Origin of the sequence: Saccharopolyspora hirsuta (genome assembly GCF_008630535.1) — a bacterium.
Taxonomy (GTDB): Bacteria; Actinomycetota; Actinomycetes; order Mycobacteriales; family Pseudonocardiaceae; genus Saccharopolyspora; species Saccharopolyspora hirsuta.
In genome coordinates this window covers 160,711-178,736 of record NZ_VWPH01000013.1, presented here as the reverse complement: position 1 = coordinate 178,736, position 18,026 = coordinate 160,711, and the positions used below count along the sequence as shown (strand labels likewise).

22 protein-coding genes and 1 tRNA gene are annotated in these 18,026 nt (G+C 71.2%); 12 read left to right on the top strand and 11 right to left on the bottom strand.

Features of this window, described 5'->3' with window-relative positions; translation table 11 throughout:
* Position 1 precedes the first annotated feature (1 nt).
* Both F1721_RS26355 and F1721_RS26350 read left to right on the top strand, forming a co-directional pair.
* Positions 2-271, top strand: a complete 270-nt coding sequence (locus F1721_RS26355) for a hypothetical protein (RefSeq protein WP_150069476.1) — start codon at positions 2-4, stop codon at positions 269-271.
* On the top strand, positions 268-1,515 hold the full coding sequence (locus F1721_RS26350) for an amidase (protein ID WP_211840636.1): 1,248 nt from the start codon (positions 268-270) through the stop codon (positions 1,513-1,515). Before F1721_RS26355 ends, F1721_RS26350 begins: the two co-directional genes overlap by 4 nt.
* A 488-nt stretch (positions 1,516-2,003) precedes the next feature.
* Here F1721_RS26350 and F1721_RS26345 read toward each other — a convergent pair whose 3' ends face one another.
* Both F1721_RS26345 and F1721_RS26340 read right to left on the bottom strand, forming a co-directional pair.
* Positions 2,004-2,627: a response regulator transcription factor gene (locus F1721_RS26345; protein ID WP_150069474.1), complete on the bottom strand. Its 624-nt coding sequence runs from the start codon at positions 2,625-2,627 to the stop codon at positions 2,004-2,006.
* A gap of 37 nt (positions 2,628-2,664) precedes the next feature.
* Positions 2,665-3,222: a nuclear transport factor 2 family protein gene (locus F1721_RS26340; protein ID WP_150069473.1), complete on the bottom strand. Its 558-nt coding sequence runs from the start codon at positions 3,220-3,222 to the stop codon at positions 2,665-2,667.
* A gap of 353 nt (positions 3,223-3,575) precedes the next feature.
* Here F1721_RS26340 and F1721_RS26335 point away from each other — a divergent pair, with 353 nt between their 5' ends.
* The 7 genes from F1721_RS26335 to F1721_RS26310 all read left to right on the top strand — a co-directional run bounded on the left by F1721_RS26335 (position 3,576) and on the right by F1721_RS26310 (position 8,430).
* On the top strand, positions 3,576-4,676 hold the full coding sequence (locus F1721_RS26335) for a mandelate racemase/muconate lactonizing enzyme family protein (protein ID WP_150069472.1): 1,101 nt from the start codon (positions 3,576-3,578) through the stop codon (positions 4,674-4,676).
* A gap of 37 nt (positions 4,677-4,713) precedes the next feature.
* Positions 4,714-5,571 (top strand): catechol 1,2-dioxygenase, encoded by an 858-nt coding sequence (gene catA / locus F1721_RS26330; RefSeq protein ID WP_150069471.1) that lies wholly within the window; start codon positions 4,714-4,716, stop codon positions 5,569-5,571.
* Positions 5,572-5,573: 2 nt separating this feature from the next.
* Positions 5,574-5,855 (top strand): muconolactone Delta-isomerase, encoded by a 282-nt coding sequence (catC, locus tag F1721_RS26325; RefSeq protein ID WP_150069470.1) that lies wholly within the window; start codon positions 5,574-5,576, stop codon positions 5,853-5,855.
* Between the two features lie 105 nt (positions 5,856-5,960).
* A complete protein-coding gene (locus F1721_RS26320) occupies positions 5,961-7,196 on the top strand; it encodes an NUDIX hydrolase (protein ID WP_150069469.1) in 1,236 nt (411 codons plus the stop codon).
* Positions 7,193-7,507 carry a hypothetical protein gene (locus tag F1721_RS26315; RefSeq protein ID WP_150069468.1) on the top strand — a complete coding sequence of 105 codons (315 nt, stop codon included), beginning with the start codon at positions 7,193-7,195 and terminating at the stop codon, positions 7,505-7,507. The genes F1721_RS26320 and F1721_RS26315 overlap by 4 nt, the downstream gene beginning before the upstream one ends.
* Positions 7,507-7,632, top strand: coding sequence for a hypothetical protein (locus F1721_RS35420; protein WP_281288822.1), 126 nt, complete (start codon positions 7,507-7,509; stop codon positions 7,630-7,632). The genes F1721_RS26315 and F1721_RS35420 overlap by 1 nt, the downstream gene beginning before the upstream one ends.
* A 450-nt stretch (positions 7,633-8,082) precedes the next feature.
* Positions 8,083-8,430: a helix-turn-helix domain-containing protein gene (locus tag F1721_RS26310; RefSeq protein WP_150069467.1), complete on the top strand. Its 348-nt coding sequence runs from the start codon at positions 8,083-8,085 to the stop codon at positions 8,428-8,430.
* A 2-nt stretch (positions 8,431-8,432) separates the two neighbouring features.
* Here F1721_RS26310 and F1721_RS26305 read toward each other — a convergent pair whose 3' ends face one another.
* The 4 genes from F1721_RS26305 to F1721_RS26290 form a co-directional block, all read right to left on the bottom strand.
* Positions 8,433-9,023 (bottom strand): ClpP family protease, encoded by a 591-nt coding sequence (locus F1721_RS26305; RefSeq protein WP_150069466.1) that lies wholly within the window; start codon positions 9,021-9,023, stop codon positions 8,433-8,435.
* A complete protein-coding gene (locus F1721_RS26300; RefSeq protein WP_150069465.1) occupies positions 9,020-9,646 on the bottom strand; it encodes a ClpP family protease in 627 nt (208 codons plus the stop codon). Before F1721_RS26300 ends, F1721_RS26305 begins: the two co-directional genes overlap by 4 nt.
* A 335-nt stretch (positions 9,647-9,981) precedes the next feature.
* Complete coding sequence (locus F1721_RS26295; protein WP_150069464.1) at positions 9,982-10,287, bottom strand: hypothetical protein; 306 nt, start codon at positions 10,285-10,287, stop codon at positions 9,982-9,984.
* 305 nt (positions 10,288-10,592) lie between these two features.
* Positions 10,593-10,665 (bottom strand) — tRNA-Lys (locus tag F1721_RS26290).
* A gap of 266 nt (positions 10,666-10,931) precedes the next feature.
* Between F1721_RS26290 and F1721_RS26285 the strand changes: the two genes are divergently transcribed.
* Positions 10,932-11,555 carry a DUF4232 domain-containing protein gene (locus F1721_RS26285; protein WP_150069463.1) on the top strand — a complete coding sequence of 208 codons (624 nt, stop codon included), beginning with the start codon at positions 10,932-10,934 and terminating at the stop codon, positions 11,553-11,555.
* Between the two features lie 53 nt (positions 11,556-11,608).
* On the opposite strand, the gene F1721_RS26280 is transcribed toward F1721_RS26285, so the two are convergent.
* Complete coding sequence (locus F1721_RS26280) at positions 11,609-12,652, bottom strand: carbohydrate-binding protein (RefSeq protein WP_150069462.1); 1,044 nt, start codon at positions 12,650-12,652, stop codon at positions 11,609-11,611.
* A 161-nt stretch (positions 12,653-12,813) separates the two neighbouring features.
* Here F1721_RS26280 and F1721_RS26275 point away from each other — a divergent pair, with 161 nt between their 5' ends.
* On the top strand, positions 12,814-13,926 hold the full coding sequence (locus F1721_RS26275; RefSeq protein WP_150069461.1) for a sensor histidine kinase: 1,113 nt from the start codon (positions 12,814-12,816) through the stop codon (positions 13,924-13,926).
* Between the two features lie 9 nt (positions 13,927-13,935).
* On the opposite strand, the gene F1721_RS26270 is transcribed toward F1721_RS26275, so the two are convergent.
* The 3 genes from F1721_RS26270 to F1721_RS26260 all read right to left on the bottom strand — a co-directional run bounded on the left by F1721_RS26270 (position 13,936) and on the right by F1721_RS26260 (position 16,861).
* Positions 13,936-14,532: a helix-turn-helix transcriptional regulator gene (locus F1721_RS26270; protein WP_211840635.1), complete on the bottom strand. Its 597-nt coding sequence runs from the start codon at positions 14,530-14,532 to the stop codon at positions 13,936-13,938.
* A gap of 650 nt (positions 14,533-15,182) precedes the next feature.
* The gene (locus tag F1721_RS26265) at positions 15,183-15,680 is read right to left on the bottom strand and encodes a hypothetical protein (protein WP_150069460.1); all 498 of its coding nucleotides are present in this window, start codon (positions 15,678-15,680) and stop codon (positions 15,183-15,185) included.
* A 29-nt stretch (positions 15,681-15,709) separates the two neighbouring features.
* A complete protein-coding gene (locus F1721_RS26260; RefSeq protein WP_150069459.1) occupies positions 15,710-16,861 on the bottom strand; it encodes a hypothetical protein in 1,152 nt (383 codons plus the stop codon).
* A gap of 277 nt (positions 16,862-17,138) precedes the next feature.
* On the opposite strand from F1721_RS26260, the gene F1721_RS34855 reads away from it, so the two are divergent.
* A complete protein-coding gene (locus F1721_RS34855; protein ID WP_150069458.1) occupies positions 17,139-17,348 on the top strand; it encodes a MerR family transcriptional regulator in 210 nt (69 codons plus the stop codon).
* Between the two features lie 151 nt (positions 17,349-17,499).
* Here the strand turns inward: F1721_RS34855 and F1721_RS26250 are convergent, their stop codons facing one another.
* Complete coding sequence (locus tag F1721_RS26250; RefSeq protein WP_150069457.1) at positions 17,500-18,006, bottom strand: type VII secretion system-associated protein; 507 nt, start codon at positions 18,004-18,006, stop codon at positions 17,500-17,502.
* Between the last annotated feature and the right edge of the window lie 20 nt (positions 18,007-18,026).

Below are 18,026 nucleotides of genomic sequence, written 5' to 3'. Positions count from 1 at the left end.
GATGGACGCCGAACCCACGCGGATGACGCTGACCTGCTACAACGACACCCACGGCTACGGCTGGCGGCACGTCGACCTGTTCGTGCACGACGCCCGCGGCCGCGAGCTGAACTGGGTCCACTGGGAGGTCCCGGAGGACGGGCCGGACGCGGCCGACGCGGTCACCGCCGAGGTGGAGCCGCTGCTGCGGCGGACCTCGGAGTGGCGGCACGGCGTCAGCGCCAGCGGCATGGACTACTGGGTCGCCGACGCAGCGTGGGAGCAGCCGTGAACCACTGGCACTGGCAGCCCTGGTCGCTGCGCGAACTCGTCGACTCCGCGACCACGCCCGCCGAGGCGCACCGCCGCTCCCGCGCGCGCATCGCCGAGACCGACCGCGAGCTTGAGGCGTGGGTGGAGCTCGACCCGCCAGCGGCCCCCACCGCCACCGGACCGCTCGCCGGAGCCCCGCTCGCGGTCAAGGACATCATCGACGTCGCAGGTCTGCCCACCAGGTGCGGCTCGCAGCTGCGCGCGGGCGCAACGCCCGCGGAGGCGGACGCGGCGATCGTGACGGCCTGGCGGCGGGCCGGGGCGATCCCGGTCGGCAAGTCGGTGACCACCGAGTTCGCCTACTTCTCCCCCGGCCCGACCCGCAACCCGGCGGCGCTCGACCGCACGCCCGGCGGCTCCTCCAGCGGCTCGGCGGCAGCGGTCGCCGCGGGCCACGCCCCGCTGGCCCTGGGCTCCCAGACCGCGGGATCGGTCACCCGCCCGGCGGCGTTCTGCGGTGTCGCCTCCCTGGTCCTCACCCCCGGCCGCTTCCCGGCCGACGGGGTCACCGGCCTGAGCCCCACCCTGGACAGCCACGGCTTCTTCACCGCGGGCGTGACCGACCTGGCCCTGGCCTGGTCGGCCTTGACCGGCGAACCGGACCCGGCCCTCGCGGCGGCTCGCCCACCACGCCTCCTGCGCTGGACGCCCGAGAACCTGGAACCACCGATGCAGACCGCCCTGACCAGCGCTTGCGACGCGCTGCGCGCGGCCGGGGCGACGATCGACGACTTCCCCGACGACCAGCTGATCGCCCGGGCCACCGCAGCCCACCCGGTGATCATGGCCTACGAAGCGGCCCGCGAACGAGCAGCGGAACTGGCGCTCGCCCCGCAGCTGAGCGACCAGCTGGCAACCCTGCTGAAGACGGGTGCCAACACCCCGCAGCACGACTACGAAACCGCCCGCACCACCGCGTCCAAGGCCGCAGCCCGCCTGGCGGACCTGTTCTCCGACTACGACGCGGTCCTGGCCCCGGCAGCCCTCGGCCCGGCCCCCACCGGCCTGACGGCCACCGGAGACCCGGTCCTGAGCCGCCCCTGGCAAGCCCTCGGCCTCCCAGCCGTCGGCGTCCCAGGACTGCGCACCGAGTCCGGCCTCCCCCTAGGCCTCCAGCTCATAGGCCCCCACCAGCAGGAATCCACCCTCCTGCAGCACGGCTGCTGGGTCGAGTCAACCCTCCACCCCCGCAGTTTCAACTGAAACCGCAACCCACCCACACAACCAACAACAGTTTCAACTGAAACTGCGGTCCGCACCCACGTCGATCCGCAGTTTCAATTGAAACTGCGGACCCGCGGTGTGTCGGGCGTCCGACGCGCCGGGGGGTGTGGACAGGTCGTCCGGGGTTGCGGAGGACTCTCCGCGATTTCAATGGAAATCGGAGGTCCGATTTCCATTGAACTTGTTCATCTTGCCCGTGGACCGCAGCTGCGAAGGGCGAACGGCACCGGTCGGCAGGTGTCGCATGCGCCGCAGGCGCATAGCCCACCCTCGCAGCTCGCACCGCCGCGGGTTCTCAGCGTTCGCCTGACGAGGACGGCCCTGACGCCGTGTATCGGGTCATACATAAGTCAGGGCACCCGGAGTCCAGGCGGGCGCTGAGGTTCCGCCACCCGCACCGCCACCCAGAACGAGGCTGGAAAACCTCACTGAAATCGCGTCGTCCGAGGTCCGGAGCGGGGGTCGGGTCAGACCTCCACGCGGTACAGGAGGATGTCCCGGACCAGGGCCGCGAGGCTGTCCGCTCCGGCCTTCGCCTTGATGCGGGCGCGGTGGACGTCCACGGTCTTCACGCTCGTCCCCAGCTTCCCCGCGATCACCTGGCTCGGGAGGCCCTCGATCACCAGGCGCAACACCTCCCGCTCGCGCGGCGTCAACGCCTCCAGGCGGGTCGCGACCGCCCTGCGGTCGGCGTGCTCGGCGAAGCGCTGGCGGGCCACGTCGAGCTGGGCCTGGACCAGCTCCACCATGCGCTGCGGCTGGTAGGGCTTCTCCAGGAAGTCGACCGCGCCGCGGGTGACGGCGCGGACCGACATCGGGATGTCGCCGTGGGCGGAGCAGAACACCAGGGGCGCCGGGTAGTCCATCTCCAGCAGGCGTTCCTGCAGCTGGAAGCCGCTGATGCCGGGCATCCGCACGTCGACGATGACCACCGCGACCTCGGCGGGGTCGAACTCCGCGAGGAAGGTGGTGGCGTCCGGGTAAGTCAGGGCCTGCACCCCGATGCTCTCCAGCAGGAACACCAGCGACTGCCGCAGCGCCGCGTCGTCGTCGACGATGTGCACCACCGGTTCCGAATCCGCCGAAGTCACCGGACCTGCCTCCTCCGCATCGCCACCACCCGCCCGACTACGGCTTCATCAGCACCGACGCGGTCGGGTGGTCGCTGACCCAGTCCGCGGCGAGCGGTGCGATGAACACGTTCTCGGTGCGCGTGCGTGTGATCTTCCAGGTATCGCCGGTCTTCCGGAAGGCGTTGTTCAACCGGCTGGAGCGCAGCAGCGCCTTGCCGTCGGAGAACAGCCAGGGCTGCACGTGGATCCACTGGCCGGTCGCCTCGGTGCCGTCGACGTGGATCTGCTCCGAGGTGAGGTAGTGCGCGTTCAGCAGCAGCGCCGGGTCCTGCTTCTGGCCCCAGAACGCCTCGAAGTGCGCGCGGATCGCGGCGGCGCCCTCGGCCCGGCCGAACTGGTTGTCGTAGTACTCGCCGACGCCCTCCCAGACGGCGTCCTCGGTGTAGAGCTCCATGATCAGGTCGATGCGGTGGGCGTCGTCGCGGACGCCGAACTCCGGGCAGGGCGTGTCGCACAGGAACATGTAGCGCGCCTGGACCCGGCGGATCTCGGCTTCGGCCTCCAGCACCTCGACCCGGCGGGCCAGCTCGGCGACGGTCTTCTCCAACGACATCGGCGGTGTTCCCCTCAAGTGGTGTCGGATTCGGTCGGAGCGCGGCCGAGGTCGGGGATGCCGAGCAGCATATGCGCCGACCTCGCTCAGGTCCACCACCGGATTTCGGAGTGCACAGTGGACTGTCGCGGGTTTTCCCGTTGCCCGAGCGGACTTCGACCGAAGTGCATGGTGCACCACTCCACCGCCACTGCGAAACCCCACGCCCCAACGGTCACAACAAGCCCCTGACCAGGCAGAACGAGCCGTCCTCCTAAAGGAATCCCCTACGCCCGCAGGGTCACTACCAATTCCCCGCCGCCGGACCGGCTCCATACGCTCGGCAACCATCCAGCCACGGCGGGAGGATTCGCGTGAAGATCACCGAGGTGGAGGCGATCCCGTTCGCCATCCCGTACGCCAAGCCGCTGAAGTTCGCCTCCGGCGAGGTGGCCACCGCGGAGCACGTGCTGATCCGCGTGCGCACCGAGGACGGCGTCGTCGGCGTGGCCGAGGCACCGCCCCGCCCGTTCACCTACGGCGAGACGCAGGCCGGGATCGTCGCCGTCGTCGAATCGCTGTTCGCCCCGCAGATCACCGGGCTCCGCCTCACTGAGCGCGAAGTAGCCCGGGCCCGCCTGGACCGCACCGTCGGCAACCCCACCGCCAAGGCCGCCATCGACATGGCCATGTGGGACGCCTTCGGCAAGACCGTCGGGCTCGGCGTCACCGACCTGCTCGGCGGCTACACCGACCGGCTGAGGGTCAGCCACATGCTCGGCTTCGACGAACCGGCCGCGATGGTGGCCGAGGCGGAGCGGATGATGGCGACCCACGGCATCCGCACCTTCAAGGTGAAGGTCGGCCGCCGCCCGGTGGACCTGGACGTCGCCGTGGTCCGCGCCCTGCGCGAGGCGTTCGGCGACGCCGTGGAGCTCTACGTGGACGGCAACCGCGGCTGGACCCCGGCGGAGTCCGCGCGGGCGATGCGCCAGCTCGCCGACCTCGACCTGCTCTTCGCCGAGGAGCTCTGCCCGGCCGACGACGTGCTGGGCAGGCGCTGGCTGGTCGGGCAGCTGGACGTGCCGTTCATCGCCGACGAGTCCGCGGTGACCCCGGCCGACATCACCCGCGAGGTCCTCGGCGGCTCGGCCACCGCGATCAGCATCAAGACGGCCCGCACCGGGTTCACCGGCTCGCAGCGCGCGCACCACCTCGCCGAGGGGCTCGGCCTGGAGGTCGTCATGGGCAACCAGATCGACGGCCAGCTGGGCACCGCCTGCACGATCGCCTTCGGCGCGGCCCACCAGCGCACCGCGCACCGCGCGGCGGAGCTCTCCAACTTCCTGGACATGACCGACGACCTGCTCACCGAACCCCTGCAGATCCGGGACGGCGAGCTGCGGGTCCGGCCCGGCGCCGGGATCGGGGTCGAGATCGACCCGGACAAGCTCGCCCACTACCGCACCTCGTGAGCGCCACCGCCGCCCACGACGGGATTGGAGGAACCAGATGAGCACCGCTGAGGAGACCGCCACCGCAGCCGCGTCGGGAGCTGCTGCGACCGAGCGCTTCCACCACGACAAGTCGCCCTACGAGGCGGTCAAGGACACCCCGAAGGAGCGGGTCGACCTGCTCGCCCGCGAGGTCCTCGACGCGATCCACCGGACGATCCGCGAGCACCGGGTCACCTACGACGAGTACAACGCGCTGAAGGCGTGGCTGATCCAGGTCGGCCAGGACGGCGAGTGGCCGCTGTTCCTGGACGTGTGGGTGGAGCACGTGGTCGAGGACGTCGCCACCGCCGGCCGCCGGGGCAGCAAGGGCTCGATCGAGGGCCCGTACTACGTCCCGAACGCGCCCGAGCGCGGCGCGGACGCCTCGCTGCCGATGCGCGACGGCGAGCCGGGCACCCCGCTGCTGTGGGAGGGCGCGATCACCTCGATCGACGGCACCCCGCTGGCCGGGACCGTGGAGCTGTGGCAGGCCGACGCCGACGGCTACTACAGCCAGTTCGCCCCGGGCATCCCGGAGTGGAACCTGCGCGGCACCTTCACCACCGGCCCGGACGGCAAGTTCCGGATCCGCACCATCCAGCCCGCGCCGTACCAGATCCCCACCGACGGGGCCTGCGGCAAGCTCATCGCCGCCGCGGGCTGGCACGCGTGGCGCCCGGCGCACCTGCACGTCAAGGTCACCGCGCCCGGCCACCAGGAGCTCGTCGCGCAGCTGTACTTCCCGGGCGACCCGCACAACGACGACGACATCGCCAGCGCGGTGAAGCCGGAGCTGATCCTCGCGCCGGTCGTCCAGGACGACGGCACCGCTAGGATCGAATACGGTTTCGAGCTCGACCCGCAGGAGGACTGACAGTGCTGTTCCAGGTGCGGATGGACGTCCACCTGCCGCCCGACCTCGACCCCGAGGCCCGGACCGAGATCCTGGCCAGGGAGAAGGCCTACTCGCAGGAGCTGCAGCGCGCCGGGAAGTGGCCGCACATCTGGCGCATCGTCGGCGAGTACGCGAACATCTCGATCTTCGACGTCGACTCCAACGACGAGCTGCACGCCCTCCTCTCCGGCCTGCCGCTGTTCCCGTACATGGACATCCACGTCACGCCGCTGGCCACCCACCCGTCGGACGTCAAGGCCTGAGCCGGTCTCGCGGGAGTTCGCCGTACTCCCGCGAGACCCTCCCCGCGGCGAGCCCGGCTGCCCTACTGTGATCGAGTTCCGGAACTCGATCATCGGGGGTCTCGGTTGCGCAAGTTGCTGCGCCGCGCGCGGTCCAAGGCCGACTACACCTGGTTCCTCGCGGTCCGCGAATGGCCCGTGCTGGTGTCCGCCCTCGGCGTGCTGCTCGGCGCGATCACCATCCTGCCCAGCGCGGTCGGCGTCGCGATCTCGGTGATCGCCCTGCTGCTGGGCACCGCGACCTTCGTCCGCGACTTCCGCAACCTGCGGCAGCGCTGGTCCTCCCACGAGTTCTCGCTGATCGCGGCCCCGTTCCCGCACGAGCAGCTCCCACCACCGGCCGCGTACCCGGACGCCGCGTACAGCTACCTGCCCAACCGCGGAACCGCGCTGCTCAGCGACGAGATCGACCGCACCCTGCGGGACCGGACCTTCACCGTGCGGCTGGCCGACGAGCCCTACCGGCTCCCGCCGATCCTGCGCGCCACGGCCCCGCACGTGCTGCCCATCCGGGCCCGCGGGCGCCTGCTGTTCAACGGCCCGGTCGTGGGCCTGCGCACCGACCCGCTGCCGGGTTCCGGCGAGGCCGAGGTCGTGCTGCACCGCGCCCGGTTCTTCGACTTCCAGTGCTCCAACGAGCTGTGCGCGATGCGCATCACCAACCGGGAGACCGGCGAGGACCTCGACCCGCGCCGCCGCCTGCTCACCGACGCCTCCGGCCGCATCCGCCCGCTGACGGCCAGCATCCTGTCCGACGTCGTGGGCATCTCCACGCTGGCGTTCACGACCGACGGAAAGCTGCTGCTGGTCGGCCAATCCGACCGCAACACGGCCAGCCCCCTGCTGCTGGCCCCGTCCGGCAGCGGCTCCCTGGAACCCCGCGACCTCGTCGACGCCGAAGGCACCGAGCGCCCCACCCTGGCCGAGGTCCTGCGAACCGGCATGGAGCGCGAACTCTGCGAGGAGACGGGCCTGTCCCCGGAGACCATCGCGAGCACCGAGCTGACGGGCTTCGCCCGCTGGATGGAACGAGGGGCGAAACCGGAGTTCTTCGCGGTGACCCACCTGTCGGTGTCGAGCACCGAAGTCCGCGACACGGCCCCGCGCGGCGCGGAACGCCTGTACAGCTCCGACGTCACCGCCCTGGAGGTCGACCTCCCCGCCCTGAGCGCGGAACTCCGCGCGGGAACCCCGATCCTCGAAGCCCCGAGCCTTCCCCCGGTGATCCGCGACGTCGGCTCCCTCCCGCTCCTCCTGGCCCTCCGCGCTGTCGGCCTGTTCTGCCAAGATGCGCCGCGATGAACCCGATTGCAGACCGAAACGCCCTGCTGGACGCCAACGGGTTCCCGCGGCCGCTCCCTCCCGACCCGCTGAGCCCGATCCCGGACGAGGTCGAACTCGCGCTGACCGCCTACCGCGCGGGCGATGTCGCGCAAGCCCGAACCTCGCTCGGCGCGATCGCCGAATCGGGCCGCACCACCGCGGCCGGGCACGCGGCCATGGCGCTGGCCGTGTTGGACTCGCCGAGAACGGCCTCGGCGAGGCTTGCGAGAAGTGGCTGGAGCAGGTCGCCGCAGGCGAAGACCCCTGGCTGGGCCCGCTGGCCGGGGTGATGCTCTCCTTCGAAACCGCCTGGCACTTCGAGTATTTGAGCCGCCCCGCCCTCGCCGACATCGGCTTGCACCTGTTCCCCGCGGGCGCGGACTTCGAACCGGTGCACGCGGCCTGGACCGGCTGAAGACCTGGAGCGCCGAACGCCACGACCGCGCCCGCAGGCTGATCCTCGTCCTCCACCGGTACGTCGAAGACTGGCGTGACGAGGAGAAAACCCAGGCCCTGGCAGACCTGCGAAACCAACTCGACCTCCCCGAACCCCGCTGACCGCGGCCGACAACTGGGCTTCATCGCGGCGCAGAAGCCAGCGAAGTCCACAACCGTCCACTGTGGTGCTTCGGCGAAAGGCTGGGGACGGACGGAGGCCGCGTGGGATGCTGGCGGCATGTTCTCCGTGTCCGCGATGCCCAGCCTGACCGAACTGCTCGTCGTCTTCGGCGTCTTGGCCGCCCTGGTGCTGATCGTCGTGTTCGCGGCTCGCAAGATCAGCAAGTAGCCGCCCGGCGCGGTGCGCGGTTTCCGCTGGTAGCGGAACCGCTGCGTCCGGGGGCCGGATCGGTGTCAGGATGGCGGAATGGCGGACATCCTTCCCTTCCACCAGCGGCGCGCCCCTGCGCCTGATCGAGAGCCGGAACCGCTGTGGCGCGAGGCGCTGGGGCGGAACCTGCGGGCGATCAGGGAGGAGCAGGGCGGGCGTCTCGTCGACGTCGCCGAGCGGGCCGGTATCTCGCCGCAGTACCTCTCCGAGATGGAGCGCGGGCGCAAGGAGCCGTCGAGCGAGATGATCGCCGCGGTCGCGGGCGCGCTGGGCGTCGGCCTCGACGACCTGCTCATCGGCATCGCCAGCGACGTCCGCCGGGTCCGCGGCACGGGTCCCGCTGCCGGGCGCCGTCCCGCAGGACCCGTGCTCATGGCCGCCTGAGCTCAGGCCCGGCGGTCCAGAACCCGGTCGGCGAGCCCGTACTCGACGGCGCCCGCCGCGTCGAACACGCGGTCCCGGTCGGTGTCGTGCCGCAGGTCCGCGACGTCGCGGCCGGTGTGCGCGGAGAGGATCTCCTCCAGCTGGGTGCGCACCCGCACCACCTCGTCGGCCTGGATGATGAGGTCCGGGATCGCGCCGCGCCCCTGCGCCGCGGGCTGGTGCAGCACCACCCGGGTGTGCGGCAGCACCGACCGGCGCCCGGCCTCGCCCGCGGCCAGCAGCACCGCGCCCGCCGCGACGGCCTGCCCCACGCACGTCGTCGCCACCGGCGCCTTGATGTAGCGCATCGTGTCGTACAGCGCGAGCATCGCGGACGGGTCGCCGCCCTCGGAGTTGATGTAGAAGTTGATCTCGCGGTCCGGGTTGTCCGCCTCCAGGTGCAGCAGCTGGGCGATCAGCGCGTTCGCCACGCCCGAGTCGATCGCGGTGCCGAGGTAGACGATCCGCTCCGACAGCAGGTGCGAGTAGACGTCCATGATCCGCTCGCCCGCCGCGGTGCGCGTGATGACGTTGGGGATGGTGTAGGTGCTCATTCGCCGCCTCCTGCCGTCGAACCGATTCCGAGCTGGTGCGTGCGGACGGGCACGACCTGGTCGAGGCTGTCGACGACGTGGTCGATGAAGCCGTACTCCTTCGCCTGCGCGGTGGTGAACCAGCGGTCGTGCAGCGAGTCGGCGAAGATCCGCTCGACCGGCTGGCCGGTGTCCTCCGCGATGAGCCCGAGCACGGTGTCCCGGGTGTGCCGCAGGTCGTCGGCCTGCACCTCCACCTCGACCGCCGACCCGCTGATCCCGGACGACCCCTGGTGCATGAGGATCCGGGCGTGCGGCAGCGCGAAGCGCTTGCCCGGCGTGCCCGCGGACAGCAGGAACTGCCCGGCGCTGCACGCCAGCCCCAGCGCGAGCGTGGCCACGTCGCACGGCACGAGCCGCATCACGTCGCGGATGGCCAGCATCGAGGGAACCGAACCGCCCGGCGAGTGGATCCACAGCGCGATGTCCTTCCGCGGATCCTCGCTGGCGAGGGACAGCAGCTGGGTGGTCAGCACCGTCCCGTTGTCGTCGTCGAGCGCCCCGTCGAGCACCAGGACCCGCTGGCTGAAGAACCGCTCCCGGAGCCGGTGGTCGAACAGCGGCCGCCTGTCGTCGTTCGTCATGCCCCGACCATGCCCCCACCCCGACACGCTTGGCCGCTCACGCTGCTGTGAGCAGATCAGCCCTCAGCAGCGCCGTCGGCCACGCGCAGTCGGTTCGTCCACATCGGACTTGGTTGGCCGATGACCGCAATCGCACGCCACCATTCCCTTTCCGGGACTGGTGACGAGCACCTCCGAACGCACCCCGGACCCGTTTTCCCCGGGAAGACAGTGGAAATCATCGTGATCGCCGTCGTCCTGGACGGCATCGGATCCTGCCTCCTGCGGGCCTTCAACAGGTGAGAGCCACGGATCGGACCGACCACAGAGGACTTCAGGACACGGTGCACCAGGACTTATCGGCGCAGACGCCTGTGGACGGCTGCACCGATCATGAGGACCGGGACGACCAGCGGGAGCAGGGCCAGCGGCCAGAACAGCCCCATCAAGGCGGGCAGCGCCATCAGCACCGACCCGAACCCCATGGTGAAGGTGAGGTCCCCGTCCTGATCGTCGTGGGGATGCCGGACGAACACGGCGATCAACCCGGCCACGGCCAGGACCACCAGCACCCGCAGCCCCCACACGCCCACCCGGGCGGTGACCGGCGCCAGCACGGCAACGGGCAGGAAGACGGCGAGGTACACCCACGGAGCGACCACGCACACACGCGCCGCAACGAGAGCCCGACCATCGGGCCGCCCCTCGGCGCTGGGTGGCTTGCGCCACCACACGATCATCGGCATCTCAACTCTCCCAGGCCTCCCAGCCTCATGACCTGGGACTTTCGCCATCCGACCCGCGCTCCGCACGAACCCGAGGAAGCGCTGGTCCACGACCAGGCCGGGCACGCTCCCCGAAGCGCGGAGCCGACGCACCGTGGGGGTCTGCGGGGGCCCGGCCCCCGCAGCGGAAGAGGCGGACAACGGCGAAGCTGCCCAATCGGCGAGCAGCCTTCGCCGTCTCGTGGGGCGCCAGGGGATCGAACCCTGAACCCGCGGATTAAAAGTCCGCTGCTCTGCCAGTTGAGCTAACGCCCCGCGTGCCCCAGGTTACAAGGTCCGGACGATCTTGTGCGGTACTGGTGGGCGGTTTCTCCTCCGATGAAGGTCACAACCCGGGCGCCCCGTTGGCGATTCACCTGTTCGTGGCACATCAGGTTGGCCGTTGGCCGATCGGGGGCGGTTCTCGTTCTCGCTGGTCGCGGACGACTTCCGGGGTTCGCGCAACCTCGAGTGGTAGCGCGCGTCTTCCGGGCAAAGGGTGTTGGGACGCACCCGGCAGGAACAACGGAGGGGAATCCACCATGCTCAACCGGACTCGTGCGCTGGGCGCCGTCGCTGCTCTCGTCGGCGGGGCCGCCCTGCTGACCGGGTGCGCTCAGGGCGCGACCAGCGCGCCCGCTCCGGGCACCAACGCCCTGTCCAGCCAGGTCGGCGGGCAGGTCCAGCAGGCCAGCGGCCAGGTGGGGGGCACCGGTCAGGCGCAGGAGGCCAGCTGCACCGCCGAGGACGTCGACGTGACGCTCACCGTGCAGCCGGACCGGCCCGGCGTCCTGCTGCTGACCGCGGTGAACCGCTCGCAGCAGGCCTGCACGGTCGACGGCTGGGCCGGGCTGGTGCCGCTGGACATGTCGAACTCCGAGATCGAGGTGCCGACGCAGCAGGTCGAGATCCCCGGCGCGCCGACCTCGACCCGCATCGAGCCGGGGAAGACCGCCTTCGCCGGGGTGAAGCTCGAGCTGGGCGGCAAGGACGACCCCGACGCGCGGGTCGCCACCGGGTTCAAGGCCTCGATGCCGGGCACCGACACCACGACCAACGCCCGCATCTCCTTCGACCAGAGCGCCGGGGAGTACGCCGAGTTCCCGGTGAAGTCGATCCAGATCGGATCGTTCCAGCCGTCGGCGCAGGGCGTCACCGTCTTCTGATCGCGAACCGCGAAGGGCGCCTCTCCGCGACGGGGAGGCGCCCTTCTGCTCGGTCAGGCCGCGGTGCAGGTGACGCGGATCTGGCTGGCCGCGACGTGGGCGCCGTCGCCGTCCGCGCCGCCCTCCCAGTCCTCGCCGCGGTTGTGCAGCTTGACGGAGATCTTGCCCTGGTCGACGCGGTGGGTGCCGAGGTCGACCCACTTGCCGCGGTTGGCGGGCTGGTCGACGTCCTCGACGCCGATCACGTTCGCCGCGCCCTGGTCGAAGCCGTTGAAGATCGAGTAGTGCGCGGCGGTGGCCCCGACGTTGCGGCGGTCGCCGTCGTTCGGGACGTAGACCGACATCCGGCAGGACGCCGCCGTCAGGCCCGGGGAGACGTCGAAGGTCCACTTGGCGAACAGGCCGGAGTTCGAGGTGTTGGCCTTGCCCGACATCGGCATGGCGTCGAAGGTTCCCCGGCAACCGGCGTCGGTGCTGCCGCCGCTGCGGGAGTACCAGCCCTCGGAGCCGTCCTCGTAGTAGCCGACCGCCTGGTACTGCTGCTTCGCGTTGTTCGCGCACCCGGGTCCGGCGATCAGCGACACCTCGCCCGACGGCGGCTCGGCGGGCGGCGGGGCGGGGTTGCGCACCGGGGTCTCCGGCTCGGTCGTGCCCGGATTCTGCGCCGGGGACGGCGGCAGGACCTCCTGCGGTTCCTGCGCGGGGAGCGCCGGTTCCGGCGCTTCGACGCCGTCGGTCTCCTGCGGCGTCGAGGAGTTCATGCCGATCGCGACGTGGTCGGCCTCGCGGTTGCCGGTCATCAGCAGCGCGATCACGAACGGCACCGACACCAGGACCACGGCCGCCGCCGCCAGGGCGAGCAGCGAGAACTTCGACGGCAGGCCGACGCCCTTGGCCGGGCTGGGGTCGGCGGACGGCTGCGGCGCCGGGGCGGTGCCGGACAGCGACGCCAGCGGGACCTGCTCGTAGGAGGGCTCGGCGGGTTTCGCCGGTTCCACCGGGGTGCCTTCCGGCGGCGCGTAGATCCGCAGTCCCGGGGGCAGCGAATCCAGCGATTCGCCGTCCGGCCCGTCATTCCGGTCAGTTCCCGACGTCACTCGTATCACTAACTCCAGAAGTCCGGGAACGGTGCTGATCCCCGAACGGCGCACCGCTTTCCGGTCCGTACCTTATACTTTGCGCCGTTCTGGGGGAAACCTGCGCGGGGGCACCTTCATCGAACGTGAACGATCCGTTGCCGCGAACAGAAACGAAGGCCATGCGAGACCTCATCTTCGTCGCTCTCGTCTCGCTCTGGTGCTCGGTGGCCGTGGGGGTGCTCGGCGCCGTCGTCCTGTGGATGATGCGCCGGAGCTCACTGGTCGTGATGATGATGGTGCTCTCGGTGGTCACCGTCATCGAGATCGCGTTCACCTTCGCCGCGCTGGGTTTCCTCGGGGTGTTCACCGAGCAGGCGATGACCGCCGTGCTGCTGGCCTGCATCCCGACGACCGCCGTCTCCCTCGCGCTGTGCCTGCTGCTCGGCGCGCGGATCCTGCACGGCAGCCGGAACCTCGCGCGCGCCACCCGCACCATGGGCGAGGACGGGCGGTTCGCCGCGCCCGCCCAGTCCGGATCCGCGGAGCTCGCCGTGCTGACCCAGGAACTCGCCGCGACCAGCGCGGCGCTGACCGCGTCCCGCGAGCAGGAGCGGGTCCTGGAGGCCTCGCGGCGGCAGCTCATCGCCTGGGTCTCGCACGACCTGCGCACCCCGCTGGCCGGGCTGCGGGCCATGACCGAGGCGCTGCAGGACGGCATGGCCCGCGACCAGGACCGCTACCTGGGGCTGATCCTGCAGGAGACGCAGCGGCTGGACCAGCTGGTCGGGGACCTGTTCGACCTGTCCCGCATCCAGTCCAACTCGCTCACGCTGTCGCTGACGCCGGTGGGGCTGCCGGACCTGATCAACGACGCGGTGACCGCCATCGAGCCGCAGGCGCGCAACCGCGGGGTGCGGCTGGTGCCCGGCGGCATCGAGTCCATCGAGGTCCGGGTGGACGTCCGGCAGATCAGCCGGGTGCTGGGCAACCTGCTCGGCAACGCCGTCCGGCACACCCACCCCGGCGGCGCGGTGACGGTGTCCGCGCACTCCGCCGGCGGGGTGGCCGTGCTGTCCATTTCGGACGCTTGCGGCGGGATTCCGGAGGAGGACCTGGGGAAGGTCTTCGAACCCGGTTGGCGCGGAACTCCCGCGCGCCCGGCGGGCAAGGACGTCGGCGGCGGGCTGGGGCTGGCCATCGTGCGCGGCATCGTCGAGGCGCACCGCGGCGAGGTGGCGGTGGACAACATCGAGGGCGGTTGCCGCTTCACCGCCACCCTCCCGCTGGCCTGAGCGCCGTCGTCAGGCCGCGGTTAGAAGGGGTTCCCGTCGGACCACGCCCAGCTCGATGGCCTTGCGGGTCAGCTCGGCCTTGTTGCGGACCTCCAGCTTGGCGCGGATGCGCTTGACGTAGGTGTCCACCGTCGCCGCGGACAGCCCCATCCGGCGGGCCGCCTGGGAGTGCGTGTAGCCGTCGGCGATCCAGCGCAGCACCTCCTGCTCGCGCCGGGTGAGCACCTGCTGCACGGCCTCGGCCTCGGGGCTCACGCCGGTCAGCGCCTGGCGGGAACCCGACGTCACGTACACCGCGCCGCGCGCCACCACGGCCAGCGCGTCGTGGAACTCCTGCTGGTCGCAGCCGGTGCCGAGGAAGCCCAGCGCACCGGCCCGCAGCAGCCCCGGGACCTGGTCGAACGCCTGCTCCGGCAGGACCACCAGCACCCGGTAGGAGCGGCTGAGCCGGGACACGCAGTGCTGCAGGGACTCGATCGGGGTGGCTCCGCCGAAGGCGAGCACGGCGACGTCGGTGAGCGACCGCTGCGGGGCCTCGCCCAGCATCCGGGTGACCTTCTCCTGCAGCTCCGGTTGGTCGGCGAACACCGTGACTTCCGACAGCACGCGCATCAGCAAGGCGATTCACTCCCACACTTCGCCGGTTCGCGCCGCGGCACAGGCAGCATCGGCTGTTCGTCGCGATTCGGCGGAAATTGTTCGGGGCCGGTGCTTTCCCGGCCGCTTTCGGACACCGAGAACGCTACCGGCGGGAGCGCTGCCCGCGAAGAGTTGTCGAGCAGCTGTAAGGGATGGTCGGAAAGGTTGTAAGAAACTGTAAGAAAGGGTCGTGAGCGCGTTGGGGCTACTCACGACCATTCGCGCGACCGCGCCGCGCACCCGGGGCGCGGGATCTGGGTGCGCGGCGCGGTGCGAACCCGGTCCGCGGGAAGGACCGGGGGTTCCGGTGGGGTGCGATTTCAATGGAAATCAGACCTGCGATTTCCATTGAGCCTTTTTCATCCTGTCCGTGGACCGCAGCCGCGAAGGGCGACCGGCACCGGTCGGCGAGGGTCGCATGCGCCGCCAGGCGCATAGCCCACCCCCGCAACCGGCACCGCCGCGGGTTCTCAGCGTTCGCCTGGCGAGGACGGCCCAACTGCCGTGTATTGGCATACATAAAGTTGGGCACCCGCAGTCCAGGCGGGCGCTGAGGTTCCGCCACCGGCACCGCCACGCAGAACGAGGTTGGAAAAACCTCATTGAAATCGCACTGGTCACCCGCGGATGGCGGGCATCAGGACGGTCTGCGCGGTCGGGTCGACCCGCCGCTCCGGGCGGCGGACCGGCACCGGGACGGTCGGCCGCCCGCCCGCGTGCTCCCGCCGGACCGGCTGGCGAGTGCCCGAGCGGGGCGGGACCTGCGGGGGAACCGCGGGCATGACCCGCGTGTCGGCGACCGGCGGCGTCTGGCGGGCACCGGCCCGGCGGTCGAGCTGGTCGACGGAGGTCGTGTCGCCGCGGTGGGACTCGATGGCCTCGCGCAGGGTTCGCCGGTCGCCGTTGGAGACGAGCAGGTCGCGGCGGGCGGCGAAGGACGCCAGCGCCAGGGCCGCGCCCAGCACGTCGCCGCTGTCCAGCTGGTGGCCGATCGCGGTGGCGAGGCGGTCGGGCATCTCGGCGGCGAAGTGCAGCAGAACTCCGTCCAGCGCCTCGGAACCGGCCATCGCGTCCACCTCGGCGGGCATGAACACGCCCTGCTCCCAAACGAACACGGTCTCCTCCGTCAAGATCGATGCCGATCTCACGCGCCGCAAGCGACCTTGATCTGCGCCGCCGCGTGGCGCGCGTAGGTCGGCCCGTCGTTGGTCCAGTCGATGCCGCGTGAGTGCAGCTTGATGGTCAAACGTCCCTCGCTGACCGGGAAGCGGCCCGCGTCGACCCAACCGCCCTGCTGCCGAACCTGGTGGATGCGGAAGTCGCCGACCGGGTTCGACGTCTGGTCCGTCCGGTAGACGGTGTAGTAGCTCGGGTCGCCGCCGACCCGCGTGAGGCCGCCGCGGGGGACGAACACCGACACCTGGCAGCTGCCCTGCCTGACGTCACCAGTAGTGAACCGCCAGACCGCGGCGTTGTCACCGTCCTTGTTCGGGTCACCCGACATCGGCAGCGAGGAGAACGAGCCGTTGCAGCCGTCGGCGGCGTGGGCGCCGTTGCTGCTGGTCTTCCAGCCCGCCTCGCCCTGGGTGTAGTAGCCGGGGGTGCTGAAGCTGCCGCCCGCGCAGCCCGGCCCGGCGACCGCGGTGAAGGTCGGCCCGGCCGGTGGCGCGGGGTTCTCCTGGACGCGGTTGGTCTCCCCGGCGGGCGGTGGCGGCGGGGCGCCCCCTTCGGCCGGGACCTGCGGCGGGGCCGGGTTCCCGTTGCCGACGGGCGGTGCGGGCGGCGGCACCTGCTGCCCGGGGTTCGACTGCTCCTGCGCCACGCCCGGCACGAACCCGGACTGGGCCTGCGCGTCGTCCTCGAACGCGGCGGGCACCGGCAACCCCCGCTGCGGGCCGTCGTCCTTGGACAGCCCCATGACCAGCAGCGGAACGGAAAGCAGCACCAACCCGGCCACCGCAGCGGCGGCGATCACCGGCTTGGAGACGCGGTTGCCGGGACGCGCCGCGGCCTTCTCGGTCTTCGGGGCCTTCGCGGTGGTGGTGGCGACGGCCGCCACCTTGGTCTCCGCTTCGGCCTCGGCCTTGGTGCTGGTCGCGGCCTCGACCTTGCCGCTGGCGGCGGCGACCGGCTCGGCCAGCGCGGACTTCTCGACGGCGGGCATCACCTGGGTGTCCGCGGCGGCGGCCTTCAACTCGCTGTCGGCGGCCTCGGCAACGGCGTGCACGCTGACGCCGGAGGCCTGCTCCCAGGGGTGCTCACCTGCAGTGGACGCATCTTTGCCGCTCGGGCTCATCTGTCGGTTCCCATCGGTTGAGTCGTTCCAGCCGCGACATCGCCAACTGCTCCCACCGGCAGGGGACGCGCGGTCACGCGCAGCGGAGGCGGTGCGCTGAAGCCACCGAGCCCCTGCTCAGAGCCTGGTCAACAGCGAGCGCACGAACAAGTAACCGAATACGGGGACAACCGGGGGAACTCGGTTGCACCCCAGCCCAGCCGCTTCAGACGCTGCCGACCAGTGCAGGAGAAAGGACGGCCGTCATGGCGCTGCGCTCTTCCCCGCCGACGCGGACTTGACCATCCAGCAGGGGGCGGACTTCCTCAACGTCTCCCGCCCATACCTGGTCCACCTGCTGGAGAAGGGCGAAAACGAGTTCCGCACAGCCGGGACCGACCGGCTCGTGAGGGTCGAAGCGCTGATCGAGCACCTGCGGCGCGACGATCAGTGCCGCCGCGCCGCAGCCGACGAACTGGCCCGACCCACCCGAGAAATGGGACTCTGACCGGCTTCGTCGTCCCCGGCGAGCTCACGGCTCGAACCGGTCGGTCTTCACGGCGGCGATGAAAGCCGCCCACTGCTCGCGGTCGGCGACGAAGTACCCGGCGGCCCGGCAAAACACTCACGAGGTTGGGGACCGCCTCGCACCTAAGCACTCACGGAACCTGCGCGGTGGCCCTGCGGAGTGCTTCCGCGAGGATGCGCATCGAGGCTGTTGAGCCGGGGTTGATCAGGGCGTCGACACCTTCGGCCGACAGCACCTGGGACAGCTCCGCTGCGGTGGCGTCCCGCCAGGCCGCGACCTGAACTCGGGCACGGTGCGCGGGCGCGCTGGTCACCAGGACCGTGGGCACCCCGTCCGGGGCCGGGGCCACCACCGGGGCTCCTGCGTCGTCGACAGCGATGCCGAACGCCGCCTCACCCAGCACGGCCAGGAGCTGCTCGGCCTGCAGCTCGCCCCGGGCTGCCAGGCGCAGCGCGGCGTCGAGCGGGTCGGTGGGCGAGTCCGGGCCGGGCTCGTAGTCGGGGTTCGCGTGGAACCGGCCCGTCGTGCCGTCGGGTTCGACGTACCAGCCGCCGACCACCGCAGAGCGGGGTGGCTGCCCGCTCCGCTGCTGCCTCGACGGGTCGATCAGGAACACCCACTGCGGTTCCGCGCTCAACGCAACGACCTCCTCCGATC

Coding starts and splice junctions, on each gene's coding strand:
- F1721_RS26355 (WP_150069476.1), top strand. CDS start 2: ATGGACGCCGAACCCACGCGGATGACGCTGACCTGCTACAACGACACC.
- F1721_RS26340 (WP_150069473.1), bottom strand. CDS start 3,222: ATGTCGTTGGAGAAGACCGTCGCCGAGCTGGCCCGCCGGGTCGAGGTG.
- catA (WP_150069471.1), top strand. CDS start 4,714: ATGAGCACCGCTGAGGAGACCGCCACCGCAGCCGCGTCGGGAGCTGCT.
- F1721_RS26315 (WP_150069468.1), top strand. CDS start 7,193: ATGAACCCGATTGCAGACCGAAACGCCCTGCTGGACGCCAACGGGTTC.
- F1721_RS35420 (WP_281288822.1), top strand. CDS start 7,507: ATGCTCTCCTTCGAAACCGCCTGGCACTTCGAGTATTTGAGCCGCCCC.
- F1721_RS26310 (WP_150069467.1), top strand. CDS start 8,083: ATGGCGGACATCCTTCCCTTCCACCAGCGGCGCGCCCCTGCGCCTGAT.
- F1721_RS26305 (WP_150069466.1), bottom strand. CDS start 9,023: ATGAGCACCTACACCATCCCCAACGTCATCACGCGCACCGCGGCGGGC.
- F1721_RS26300 (WP_150069465.1), bottom strand. CDS start 9,646: ATGACGAACGACGACAGGCGGCCGCTGTTCGACCACCGGCTCCGGGAG.
- F1721_RS26285 (WP_150069463.1), top strand. CDS start 10,932: ATGCTCAACCGGACTCGTGCGCTGGGCGCCGTCGCTGCTCTCGTCGGC.
- F1721_RS26275 (WP_150069461.1), top strand. CDS start 12,814: ATGCGAGACCTCATCTTCGTCGCTCTCGTCTCGCTCTGGTGCTCGGTG.
- F1721_RS26260 (WP_150069459.1), bottom strand. CDS start 16,861: ATGAGCCCGAGCGGCAAAGATGCGTCCACTGCAGGTGAGCACCCCTGG.